The organism is Streptomyces sp. NPDC044571, assembly GCF_040647115.1.
GTDB lineage: Bacteria > Actinomycetota > Actinomycetes > Streptomycetales > Streptomycetaceae > Streptomyces.
In genome coordinates, this window is record NZ_JBEZBN010000017.1 from 43,651 (window position 1) to 55,938 (window position 12,288).

Genomic DNA, 12,288 nt, shown 5'->3' on the forward strand with positions numbered 1-12,288 from the left:
GTGCCGTCGTCCCCGCGGGGACGACGGCACACGGCGCTTCGAAGGGGTGACCGGTGGGGATGCCTGGGGTGCCCGGCGGCGGGGAGGCGGATGGGGCAGCCGAACCGCAGGTGGACCTCGTTCGGGTCGGTGATCCCCATGGCGGGGCGCCCGGTGAGGGTGCCGGTGACGGACCACGCCCCGAGCCGGCGGCGAGCGCGGGCGGCGCCTCGGTGATCTCCATGCGGGCGAGCGGGGCGACCGCCTGGAGGCCCAGGCGGGTCCCGAGGGCGCTGCGGGACGCGGCGGACGGCGCCGATGCCCTGGCACAGGCGGACGACCGAGATCGCCCGTTGCCAGGAGCTTCGTCCGTTTGAGCAGGCCAGTCGGGCGCCGACGCCGTCCGCCGCCGCAGTCAGGACACGGTTTCCGCGGGGCGGGGGAAACCGTCCAGGCCCGCCGAGTCCCGGGTCAGGCCGGTGGGCGTCACCCAGTCGAAGGACCGGTAGACCGCCGGTCCCAGGCCCATGCCCTCGGCGACCTGTTCGCGCAGCCGGTTGGTGGCGAACGCGCCGATGACGTTCATCTGGGCGTCTCGGTAGTGGCGCTCCACTTCGTGGCCCTGCGTCACACCAGCCGCCCCGTGGATCTGCACGGCGCGCGCGGTGACCTCGACGGCCATCTCTGTGGCGTAGATCTTGAGCATGCCGATCAGGTCCTTGGCCGACCGGCCCGAGGCGCGCTCGCACGCCGCCCGTCGGGCCAGCAACCGCGCTGCGTCGATCTGGGCACGGGACTCGGCCAGCTGCGCGTGTACGCCTTCCATGTGCGCCAGCGGCCGGCCGAACGAGACCCGCTCCCGGGCGTGCCGCACCGAGGCGGCCAGCGCGGACTCAGCGGTGGCGATGGCTGCGATCGAAACCAGCAGCCACCCCCACGTCATGCCTTCGGCGAGCTCCGTGAAGGGCACGGGCACCACGTCGTCCTCGGAGACGTGGGCGTCGGTGAAGACGATGCCGCCCCAGGGCATACCCCGCAGACCCATGTGCGGAATCTCGTACCGGCGGACGCCCGGCTGCCGCAGGTCCACGAAAGCCAAGCACCAGTCGGGGCCGTCGTCCCCGGCGGGCTTCTCCCGCCGGGCGAGCGTCACGGCCAGGTCCGCGTCCGGGGCGTTGGTGATGCGGGCCTTCTCACCACTGATGACGAAGCCGCTGCCGGGCGGCCCGGCGGGGCGGACAGTGGTGCGGTAGGTACTGGCGTCGCTGCCTGCGGCCGGCTCGACGATGGCGAAGGCGGCCAGCTTTTCCCCGGCCAGCAGGGGGTCGAGCAGCCGCCGATGTTTGCCGGGGTCGCCGTAGGTGGAGATCAGCTTGCCGCACAGCAGGGCGGAAACGGTCGCCGACCAGTAAGTGCTCGAACAGGCCCCGGCCAGGGCCTCCATGGCCTCGGCCAAGGCGGGGCCGTCAGCGCCGGTGCCGCCGAGCTCCGGCGGATGGAACAGCCGAAGGTAGCCGCTGTCGATGAGGTCCTTCCAGTTCTGCGGTGGTATATCTCCCGTCGCGTCGGTTTCGGTGGCCCGGGCGGCAATGCCCGGGAAGCTCGGCGCGGTGTCGGTGCCGCGTTGTCCGCCATTCATGTCAGTGTGCAGTCCTTACGTTCAGCCGAGTCCGAGCAGGGATGCCGCGATCACCGGCCGCAGCACCTCGGTACCGCCCCCGGTGCCCGCGAAGAACAGCGCGTCACGGTGTGCCCGTTCGATCAGGTGGTCGCCGGTGGAGGCGAGCGGCCCGGACAGGGTCGCCGCACCACTGGTGACCGCTCGTGCGGCCTCCGCCACGAAGAGCCGGGCGGCGGCCGCGTCCTGTTGCGAGGGACGACCGCCGGCGTCGAACTGCCCGGCGGCCCGGTGGAGCAGCCCAGAAGCCAGTTCGCAGCGCGTGCCCAGGTCCGCCAGCATGAGTCGGGCGGACTGGTCGTGGGCCAGGGGCCGGCCGAAGAGGCGGCGCTCGCGGGCGCCGTCGACTGCGTCCCGGGTCAGCGCGCGTATGACGCCGAGCCAGGGTGCGCTGGTGAACACCCAGTCGAGCGCCGCCAGCAGCGGCTCCACCTCGCTTGCGGCGCCGCCGACGCTGCCCAGCACCGCGTCGTCCGGAAGCTGAATGCCGTCCAGCGCCAGCCGCCCCCACGGGCAGGTACTCATGGCCGCCGGGCCGGCCTCGTTGATCAGCAGCCCGGGTGTGGCGCGGTCCACCACGAACGCAGTGCGGCCGCCGTCGTCGTGCGCGGCGATGACCAGGAAGTGGTGGGCCACGGGACCGCACGCCACCAGGTCCAGTTCGCCAGTGAGTTCCCAGCCGCCTGCCGTGGCCGCGGCGGGCCTGGCCATGATGGCGGGAGCGAGGGCAGCGCCCTGCGTCTGGCGCAGCGACACCGCTCCGATCCAGTCGCCCGAGGCCATACGGGGCAAGTAGCGCTCGCGCTGCCGGGGGCTGCCGAATGCCCGGATGGGCACGGTGCCCAGGACCGCGTGCACACTGACCGCGAGGGCGAGGCCCGGGTCGCGGGCGCCCTCGCCCAGACCTTCCAGCAGGGCACACGTCTGCATGGCGGACAGGCCGCCACCGCCCAGGGCGCGCGGAACCAGCGGCCCGGCGAGGCCCAGCCCGGTCCGGGCATCGGCCAGCTCGGCGAAGAGCCCGGGGTCCCACCGGCGGTCGCGGTCGCGGTCCATGACCGTCGGTCGCGCCACTCGGTCGGCGAGCTCCCGAGCCCGCTCAGCGAGCATCGGCTCGGCACCGCCGGCGTCGACGGGGGAACGCGGAAACGCCATCGGATTCCCTTTCTCTTCCCTTTGAACGGAGTCTGGTACGAGACCGCGGACACAGATCGGTCTGCGGACATCTCGTTGACATCGCGGCGATCGAAGGACTTTCGGAACTTCGAATCAATTACTCCACTCCTTTTATCGAAATGGACCCGAACAGCGTATCCGGCGATCCCCTGCACATCTAAGGGCGCCTGCGGATATTTGGCATCCGATCAGCGGAGCATGTGCATACCTCACCCGCCCCGACCTTCCATCACAGTCCTTGACACAGTTCTGACATGGGGGCCGTTGTACCTGCACGGCGAGTCGGCCAACATATTCGGCAGCGCCCCACATCGCCTTGCTCTTGGCGTTGTCCGCTCACCTGCACCAGGCGACGAGAATTAAGCGCAGAACCGGCCGGGTAAACACGGAAACCGGTTCTGAAAAAGGAGGGAACGCAATGGCGATAGCAGAGCACGAGGGAAGTCTTCCGAAAGGACTGCCCCACCTGTCCGACGCGACCCTGCGAGACTCCGCGCACATGGCGGGCGTCGAGTTCGGCCCCAAGGACGCCGCGGTCATCGCGGACCTGCTGGTGAAGACCGGCATCGACCTGGTCGAGGTGGGCATGATCTCCGGCCCGAACTCGAAGGACGCCGACCTGGTCCTCGCCGCCCACGAAGCCGTCGGTCCCGAACGCAGCATGACGCTCGTGGTGGTGCAGGACCGACAGCAGGTCACGAAGGCTTTGGATGAGGCGGAGCGCCTGGGCGTGCGCCACATCATGTACTCCATTCCCACTTCCGAGCAGCACGCCAGGCTGAAGCTCGGCTCTCCCAGCCCCAAGTACCTTCAGGTGTTGGCCCGTTCGGCGATCTCGCAGGCCAAGGAGCGCGGCTTCCACGTCACCTTCAGCGGCGAGGACGGCGCCCGTACACCCAAGGGGCGGCTCGTCCCCTACGTCACGGCGGGCTTCGAAGCCGGGGCCGACCGGTTCCGCCTCGCGGAGACCGTCGCGTACCTGTCGCCCTGGCAGATGGAGGAAGTGATCGCCGACCTCACCGCGATCGACGGCTCAGAGATCGAAATCCATTCGCACAACATGCTGGGCATGGCCGTCGCCAACTCCCTTGCGGCAATCCGCGCGGGCGCCCAGTGGATCTCGGCGACCGTCGGCGGCATCGGTGAGCGCGGCGGCAACGCCCCGCTGGCCGAGCTGCTCACCTCCCTGCGCGTCATCCACGGTGACACCCGCTTCGACCTGACCCACCTCACCGAGCTGTCACGGGTGGCACTCAGGGGCGCCGGCCTCGGCAACGCCTTTCAGTCGGGGCCGACAACGCCACATGCCTTCGCGTACGAGCTGCCGGGTCAGCTCAACAACCCAGAGGCGTACGAGACGCTGCCGGCCGAGCTCGTCGGGAACACCCGTGAGCTCTGTGTGCGCACGCGCCTCACTCCCCCCCTCGTCACGTGGGCGCTCGCCGAGTCGGGCGTCGACGTGGACGTCGACGCTTTCACCCCGTGGCTCATCGAGCGGCAGGAGCGGGACGGCCGCCCGCTGCTCGACCGGGACGCGATACGCAAGGCCGCCATCGACTTCCAGGCTGTCTGAGCCTCCTCCCGACAGAGTCGGGGCCCAGATCAGCCCCTCCTTTCACACCCAGACCACGTACAACATACGGAGTTGCCCGATGTCCACCGCCACCTTCACCGGCGTCTGCCCCGAGTGCGAAACCGACCTGACCGTGCCGCCGATCGTCCAGGGCGAGACCATCGCCTGCCCCGAGTGCATGCTCACGCTCCGCGTCGAGGACATCCAGGACGGTCAGCTGCGCCTGCAGATGGTCGAAGTACAGCTCCGCGACTGGGGCCAGTGAGATGGGCAACCGCATTGCCATCGTCGCTGACCGGGTCGGCTGGGAGGAACGCCAGCTCATCCAGGCGGCACCGGAATGGGGCCTGCACATCGACTGGATCAATGACGAGTCCCTGTGCCTCGGGGACCCCAAGGCCCCCTCGATCGAGGGCTACGACGCCCTGCTCGTCCGCAGCCGCAGCTACACCCGCGGTGGCCTGCTCGCCACCCTGGCCGAGTCGACCGGAGTGACCGCCCTCAACTCCGCAGCGGCCATCCACGCCTGCGAGAACAAGCTGGTGCTGCGCGCCGTACTGTCCGCCGCCGGCGTGCCGGTGCCGGACTACCGGCTCGTCCTCTCCCGCAGCGACTTCGACAAGGCGCTCGCCGAACTGGGCCTGCCCGTGGTGCTCAAGCCGGTCTACGGCGGCATGGGCAAGCGCGTCACCCTGGTCCGCGACTCCGACCTGGCGCATTCCGTCTACGACTATGTCGAGGACCTCGGCCACGCCTTCGAGCAGGCCTGCCTGGTGGAGCCGTACCTCGGCGGTGGCTCGATCCGCTGCCTGGTCGTCGGCCGACAGATCGTCGCGGCCGCGGAGTTCGAGAGCGCAGGCGTCGACTGGCGCAGCAATGCGGCGCTTGGCAACCAGAGCCGGGCCCTCGCCCACGACCCCGAGGTACAGAAGATCGTGGACGGCGTCGTGGACCAGCTCGGCGCCGGCATATACGGGGTCGATCTCTTCAAGACCCCTTCGGGCTACCTCGTCAACGAGGTCAACCACGCCCCCGCCTGGCGGGGAGTGGCTTCGACGACGGAAGTGGACATCCCGTCGGCCGTCGCCCGTCACCTGCAGGAGATACTCGCATGATCAGAGTGGGAATCGTCGGCGCCTCCGGCTTCACCGGCGGTGAACTGATCAGGCTGGTGAACCAGCATCCCGAATTCAAGCTGACTTTCCTCGGCGGCAACTCCAGCGCCGGCAAGCGCCCCGCCCAGCTGCACCCCGGGCTCCGCCTCGACCTGGGCCTGACCATCGAGCCCGTCACGGCCGAGGCGATCGCCGAGCGGTGCGACGTGGTGTTCCTCGCCACGCCCGCCCCGGTCTCGGCCGAGCTCGCCGCGCTCCTCGCCGACCGAGTCGAATGCGTGATCGACCTGAGCGGGGCCTTCCGGATCCGCACCCCCGAACTGCACGAACGCTGGTACCCGAAGGCCAGGCGGGGCACCGGACTGGCAGACCGCTTCGTCTACGGAGTGCCGGAGCTGGTCGGGGACCAACTGGTCGGCGCCCCGCTGATCTCAGTCCCCGGTTGCTACGCCACCGCGATCACGCTCGGGCTCGCCCCTCTGACCCTCGGCCTCGGCCTGGACCTGAAGACGGTGGTCATCGACGGCAAGAGCGGCTCCAGCGGCGGCGGCGTACAGCTGCGCGTCCCGGACCTGCATCCGCTGCGCAACGGCGCCATCGCACCTTACGCGCCCACCGGGCACCGGCACGCCGCCGAGGTCGGCGACTTCCTGGAGCGCAGCAAGCCCGGCAGCGTCGGCTCGCTGACCATGTCGGCGTACGGGGTGTCGCACGTGCGCGGGCTGCTCGCCAGCGCCTACGTGTTCACCGACGACGAGGTCGACGGCCGGGAGCTGCAGCGTGCCTACCTGCGCTTCTACAAGGAGCACCGCTTCGTGCGGGTGCGGCGGAACACCGAGACGCTGATCCCGGTACCCGATCCGCAAGCCGTCCTGGGCTCCAACTATTGCGACGTGACCGTCCTGCACGACGAGGAGGGCGGCCGCATCGTCGTCCTCGCCGCCCTCGACAACCTCGTCAAGGGAGCCGCGGGCCAGGCCGTGCAGGCCGCCAACAAGCGATTCACGCTGCCCGAGGAGACGGGCCTGACGATGCAGCCGGTGATGCCCGCATGAGTGACACCCTTAAGAACCTGCAGAAGCAGCAGCATCCGGCCCCGACGGTGGTGAAACTCGGCGGCAGCTGCCTCGACGACCTCGACGGCGCCTGGTGGGACGATCTCGCCGAGTACGGCAGGGACCGCCCCCTGATCCTGGTGCACGGCTGGTCCAAACCCCTGAAACAGCTCAGCCCGCGCTACAGCGAGCCGTCCGCGATCCTGCGCGACCGGTACGGCAATCAGAGCCGCTGGACCACGCCCGAGGTCATCGAGGACATCAAGACCGTCAGCGCTGCGCTGAGCGATCAGGTCTTCGAGCTGCTCGAACCGCGCGGCATCACCGCGGAGCGGCTGCTCGGCAGCGACGGCCTGATCAGCGCCGGCGAGGGCGAGCGCTGGTGGTGGCAGGGCAAGCAGCTGGTCGAGTTGGCCAACCTGGTCGGGCCGATCTCCGGTGTGGACCCGGCACCGCTGAAGAACCTGCAGGCAGGCCACGCCTACCTCGTCACGCCGCTGGCCCGCAACGCAGCGGGCCAGGAGGTGAACACCGATGCCGACCGGGCCGCCGCCGCCATCGCCGGCGCCGTCGGCGCCGCAGACCTGGTCCTCGTCACCGATGTCGCGCACCTGCTGATCGACGGCGAGCCGGTGCGCCGCATCACCGCGGAGGCGGCAACCAGGTTCCGGGACAAGGGCGCCACCGGCGGCATGCGCAAGAAGCTGCGGGCCGCGGGCGAGGCCCTGGAGCGGGGTGCGGAGCGCGTCGTGATCGGCAGCGCGCACGTCACGGATCTGCTCGCGGCCCGCACCGGCACCGTCATCACGCGAACGTGAGGAGCAAGAACGTGGCGCAACCCCGTGTACTGGTCGTCAACAACGGAACGCTGTCCCTCAAGCAGCTGCAGCAGAGTTTTGAGCAATTGGGCTCGGAAACCGAAGTGGTCGACGCGGCGTCCGTGCCGGCCCGGCTCGACGGCCGCCACCAGGCGATCGTCCTGAGCGGCACCAAGGTGAGGGCCTACGACCGCGACTACTACAAGCCGCTCATCGACCTCGTCATGGGCGCCGACGTCCCGGTCTTCGGGATCTGCGGCGGCATGCAGATCCTCGCAGTCGCAGCCGGCGGCCGGCTCGCCGAGGGACCGCAGCGGGTCGGCGGCTACGAGGTGCAGGTGGACAAGGAGGAGCAGCTCTTCACGTACGTGAAGCCGACGGTGACGGTCTTCCACCGCCACACCCTCTACCTCCAGGAGGCCCCGGAAGGCTTCCGCTCCATCGGCCGCTCCGAGCTCGCGCCCGTGGAATTCATGCGCTCCGACGACGGCCGGATCCTCGGCTCGCAGGCGCACCTCGAATTCCGCAGCGACGGCCTGGAGATCCTCCGGGGCTTCACGCAGCTCTACCAGTGACGTTCGCCGCGTGAACCCAGCGCACGCAGTCATATGAACACATCTACGTACGCAAGGACTTGGCAATGAGTGATCTGGAAAACCCACAGGACCCCGCGTTCACCGTCCACCTGAACGGCAGTGGCGGCACGGTCAGGGGCTGGGTCGTCGTCGACTCCCTGTACGACGGACTGGCCATGGGCGGCACACGGATGACCACCGGGGTCACCGAGGCGGAGGTGGCCGGGCTCGCCCGTGACATGACGCACAAGTTCACCCTCGCCGGCCTGCCCATCGGCGGTGCCAAGGCCGGCATCGTCTCCGACGGCACCAACCGCGAGGAGACGTTCCGGACCTTCGGGCGGACCGTCAAGCCGCTGCTGCACGGCGGCATCCACCTCGGCATCGACATGGGCGTCACCCCGGCAGACCGCGCCGTCTTCTTCGCCGAGGCCGGCTACGACCCGCGGTACAGGCTCGGCGCTCCCGACATGCCCATCGACTGGCGCACGTACTACGAGCCGCTGATCGACTGCACCGGACACGGCGTCGGGGTGGCGGCCGTCACCGCCCTGGAGGCAAGCGGCCGGACCGAGCCGGCCCGGGTCGTCGTCCAGGGCTTCGGTGCGGTGGGCCGGGCGGTCGCACGGTTCCTGGAGGACCGCGGGCACGTGATCGTCGGCATCGCCGACATCGAGGGCACCATCAGTGCGGACCGCCTGCCGGTGGCCGACCTTGTCGCCATCACCGACGAGTTCGGACGGATCGATCGCTCCCGGCTGCCGCAGCACGTCACCGTGTCCGGTGAGCCGGACGCCTGGCTCGACGTTGACGCCGACCTGCTGATCCTCGCGGCGCAGAAGTACGCGCTGAGCGCCGAGAACGCGCACCGGCTCCGTGCCGGCCTCGTGGTCGAAGGCGGCAACCTCAGCTCCAGCGCCGAGGCGAAGGACAAGGTGCGGGCCTCGGGCGCCGTCCTGGTCCCGGGAGTGATCGCCAACATTGGTGGGGCCGCCTCGGCCGCCCTGGCCGTCACCCGCGTCGTCCCCTTCGGCCTGGAGGCCGAGGCCCGCAAGGCCTGGGTGTTCGACTGGGTCGGCGACCGGGTGCGCCGCAACACCCGCGACCTTCTCCAGATCGCCGCCGCCGGCGCGGGCGACCCGCTGCCGGAGCTGCTCGCCACCCGCCGCGAGGAACGCCGATGACCTCGACAACCTCCGCCATCCTGGCCGCGGGGTCGCCCGCCGACCGCATGGCCGAGTACCGCCGGCGCGGCTGGTGGCGGGACGAGACCTTCCTCGACGACCTGCGCCGTCAAGCGCGCGAACGGCCCCGCAAACTGGCCGTCGCCGGGCGCCGCCTCGACGATGCCCGCACCGACACCCTCGACTACGCCGAGCTGGCCCGGCTGACCGACCGGTTCGCGGGGGCCCTGCTCGAACTGGGCGTGCAGCGCGGCGACGTCGTCGCCGTACAGCTGCCCAACCGGTGGGAGATGGTGCCCCTGATGTTCGCCTGCATGGCCGTCGGCGCGATCATCTGTCCGATCGCCCCCGTCTGCCAGGAGGACGAGCTGCGCCACCGCCTCGCACTCACCGAAGCGAGGGTGTACATCACCGTGCCGGACTGGGACGGCTACCCGCTCGCCGACACCGTCCGCGCGCTGCAGTCCGAGCTGCCTCTGGAGCACGTGGTGGTGGTCGGCGGGCACGCCCCCGAGGGCGCGACCGACTTCCACGACCACTTCGTCGCCGCGCACTGGGAAAAGCAGCGGTCGAGCGATCTGGAGGGCCGCCAGCTCAGGCCCGACGAGCCGTTCGTGGTGCTGTTCACCTCCGGCACCACCGGCTACTCCAAAGGCGTGGTGCACAGCCAGAACACCGTCCACTCGGGCGTGCGGGGCTACGTCGACACCTTCCTGCTCCGCGACGACCTCGTGATCGCGGTCACCACCCCGCTGGTGCACTACTCCGGATTCGGCCAAGGCGTCCTCGCCGGGGTGATGCTCGGCGGGACGATCGCCTTCCAGGACGGCCAGGACCACGCCGGCATGCTGGATCTGGTCGAGCGGTACGGCGCCACCCTGCTCTACGGGCCGCCGCCCACCCTCTCCGGTGTCGCCCGGGCCCAGCAGGTCGATCCGCACGACGTCTCCAGCCTGCGCCACACGGTCACCGGCGCGGCACCGGTGCTCCAGCAGTTGGTGGACGAGCTGCGCAACACCTTGGGGGCCCGCACGTACTCGGTGTGGGGCATGTCCGAGTTCGGTCCGGTCACCATCAGCCGGCTGGACTACAACCAGGACTGGGCGGCGCACAGCCACGGGCGGCCGATCGACTCCATGGAGATCCGCATCGACCTGTGCCACGACCCCAGCAAGCGGGCCCCGGTGGGCCGGCTGCGGGTACGCGGCGCGTCACAAGCGCTCGGCTACTACAAGCAGCAGGACGCCTTCGACGCCGAGCTCACCGCAGACGGCTGGTTCGACACCGGTGACGTGGCGCGCGAGGACGGGCGCGGGGGCATCCGCATCCTGGGCCGCTCCAGGGACACCATCCTGCGTGACGGCATCGTCGTCCCCATGGCGGAGCTGGAGGCGATCATCTCTCGGCACCCCAAGGTGGTCGAGGCAACCCTCGTCGGCCCCAACGGGACGGTCGACGACCCGATCCTCGCCGTCGCCGTCCCCCGCGGGAAGAACCACCCCACGCTGGCCGAGATCCGCGAACACCTGCGAGGTGCCGGCCAGGACCCCCGGTTCTTCCCGGAGCGCCTCGAGGTCGTCGAGGCCCTGCCCAAGACCCTCACCGGAAAGATCCGAAAGGTCGAGCTGCGGGAGCTGTACGCCGGCGGGTGACCCCCGCCCTCCGGCAGCGATGCCCCGGGGGTGACCACTCCCCCGCCACCCCCGGTACCCCGCTTCGGGGGGTGACCCGCCCCCGTGTCACCCCCCGAAGCCCCGTTCCCCCACTCCGCGACCGCCGAAGCCCGATCAGTTGGAGGCAAACTCATGCCCGCACCCGCGCCGGTGACCATGTCGGCGACCCTCGCCGCCGACGAGGAGCTGGACCGCCGCCGCCGTGCCGGGGAGCAGGTCCTCTCGCTGGCCAGCGGCGAGATCGGCCTCCCGGTCCTCCCGTCGCTGCGGGAGCGGCTCGCCGGGGCTGCGGACCGCAACGCCTACGGCCCCGTCGCGGGAAGTCCTGCGTTGCGCACCGCGGCCGCCGGCTACTGGGGCCGCAGGAGCCTTCCCACTGATCCCGGGCTGGTGGTCTGCGGTCCGGGGAGCAAGCCGCTGCTCTTCGCCCTGATGCTGGCCGTCGGCGGCGACGTGGTCGTGCCGGTGCCGAGCTGGGTCAGCTACGCGGCGCAGGCCGAACTGGCCGGGGCGCGGCCGATTCCCGTACCGACCCTGCCGGGCGAGGGCGGGGTGCCCGACCCGGCGGCGCTGCGTGAGGCGGTGGCCCTCGCCCGCTCCGCCGGGCGCAACCCGCGGTGCGTGGTGGTGACTCTGCCCGACAACCCGACCGGCACCATCGCTGGGCCGGGAACCGTCCGGCGCCTGGCTCACGCGGCGCGGGAGCTCGACCTGGTCGTCATCTCCGACGAGATCTACTGCGACCTCGTCTTCGATCCGGCCCACCGTGCGGTCTCCCCCGCCTCCTTCGCGCCCGAGCGGACCGTGGTCACCACAGGGCTGACCAAGAGCCTGGCTCTCGGCGGCTGGCGGATGGGGGTCGCCCGGCTCCCCGACAGCCCGATCGGGCGCGAGGTGCACACCCGGCTGATCGGCGTCGCCAGCCAGATCTGGTCGAGCACCGCGGCCCCCGTGCAGGCCGCCGCGGCGTACGCCTTCGCGGAGCCGCCCGAGGTCCTCGCGCACGTCGCCTCCTGCCGACGGCTGCACGAGAAGGTGGTCTGCGCAGTGTCTCATCGGTTCGCCGCCGTCGGCGCCGAACTGGCGCCCGTGCGGGCAACCTCCTACCTCTACCCTGACTTCGAGCCGCTCCGGGACGAACTCGGCCGCGTGCACGGGGTACACGGCGGCGGGGACCTCGCGGCCCTCTTCGCGGAGCGGTACGGGGTCGGCCTGCTGCCGGGCACTGCCTTCGGGGAGCCCGAGCGCGCCTTGCGGATCCGGGCCGCAACCAGCCGGCTCTACGGTGAGACCGACGCCCAGCGCACCGCCGCCCTGACCGCCGCGGACCCGCTGCGACTGCCCTGGATCAGAGCGTCCTTGGACCGCATCGCGGAGGTCTTGACCGACCTCACCGAACCGTTCGCCGCCCGGAACACGCTGAGCGGGCGACCGTAACCACTCATCACCGCCGCGCGCAGGG

At 70.9% G+C, this 12,288-nt stretch carries 11 protein-coding genes; 9 read left to right on the forward strand and 2 right to left on the reverse strand.

Annotated features, from left to right (window positions below; all coding sequences use genetic code 11):
• Positions 1–394 precede the first annotated feature (394 nt).
• On the reverse strand, positions 395–1,618 hold the full coding sequence (locus AB0B01_RS11765) for an acyl-CoA dehydrogenase family protein (RefSeq protein WP_361716064.1): 1,224 nt from the start codon (positions 1,616–1,618) through the stop codon (positions 395–397).
• A gap of 21 nt (positions 1,619–1,639) precedes the next feature.
• Positions 1,640–2,812 (reverse strand): acyl-CoA dehydrogenase family protein, encoded by a 1,173-nt coding sequence (locus AB0B01_RS11770; RefSeq protein WP_361716067.1) that lies wholly within the window; start codon positions 2,810–2,812, stop codon positions 1,640–1,642.
• A gap of 439 nt (positions 2,813–3,251) precedes the next feature.
• On the opposite strand from AB0B01_RS11770, the gene AB0B01_RS11775 reads away from it, so the two are divergent.
• From AB0B01_RS11775 to AB0B01_RS11815, 9 genes are all read left to right on the forward strand, one after another.
• Entirely contained in the window at positions 3,252–4,406 is a 1,155-nt protein-coding gene (locus AB0B01_RS11775) for an isopropylmalate synthase (protein ID WP_361716070.1), read from the forward strand.
• Positions 4,407–4,485: 79 nt separating this feature from the next.
• The gene (locus AB0B01_RS11780; protein WP_361716073.1) at positions 4,486–4,671 is read left to right on the forward strand and encodes a lysine biosynthesis protein LysW; all 186 of its coding nucleotides are present in this window, start codon (positions 4,486–4,488) and stop codon (positions 4,669–4,671) included.
• Position 4,672: 1 nt separating this feature from the next.
• Positions 4,673–5,521: a RimK family alpha-L-glutamate ligase gene (locus AB0B01_RS11785; protein ID WP_361716076.1), complete on the forward strand. Its 849-nt coding sequence runs from the start codon at positions 4,673–4,675 to the stop codon at positions 5,519–5,521.
• The gene (gene argC, locus AB0B01_RS11790) at positions 5,518–6,576 is read left to right on the forward strand and encodes an N-acetyl-gamma-glutamyl-phosphate reductase (protein ID WP_361716079.1); all 1,059 of its coding nucleotides are present in this window, start codon (positions 5,518–5,520) and stop codon (positions 6,574–6,576) included. Before AB0B01_RS11785 ends, argC begins: the two co-directional genes overlap by 4 nt.
• Complete coding sequence (locus AB0B01_RS11795; protein WP_361716082.1) at positions 6,573–7,394, forward strand: acetylglutamate kinase; 822 nt, start codon at positions 6,573–6,575, stop codon at positions 7,392–7,394. The genes argC and AB0B01_RS11795 overlap by 4 nt, the downstream gene beginning before the upstream one ends.
• An 11-nt stretch (positions 7,395–7,405) precedes the next feature.
• The gene (locus AB0B01_RS11800; protein WP_361716085.1) at positions 7,406–7,969 is read left to right on the forward strand and encodes a gamma-glutamyl-gamma-aminobutyrate hydrolase family protein; all 564 of its coding nucleotides are present in this window, start codon (positions 7,406–7,408) and stop codon (positions 7,967–7,969) included.
• Positions 7,970–8,034: 65 nt separating this feature from the next.
• Positions 8,035–9,153, forward strand: coding sequence for a Glu/Leu/Phe/Val dehydrogenase dimerization domain-containing protein (locus AB0B01_RS11805; protein ID WP_361716088.1), 1,119 nt, complete (start codon positions 8,035–8,037; stop codon positions 9,151–9,153).
• On the forward strand, positions 9,150–10,805 hold the full coding sequence (locus tag AB0B01_RS11810; RefSeq protein ID WP_361716091.1) for an AMP-binding protein: 1,656 nt from the start codon (positions 9,150–9,152) through the stop codon (positions 10,803–10,805). The genes AB0B01_RS11805 and AB0B01_RS11810 overlap by 4 nt, the downstream gene beginning before the upstream one ends.
• Before the next feature lie 153 nt (positions 10,806–10,958).
• Entirely contained in the window at positions 10,959–12,263 is a 1,305-nt protein-coding gene (locus AB0B01_RS11815; protein ID WP_361716094.1) for a pyridoxal phosphate-dependent aminotransferase, read from the forward strand.
• Positions 12,264–12,288 lie beyond the last annotated feature (25 nt).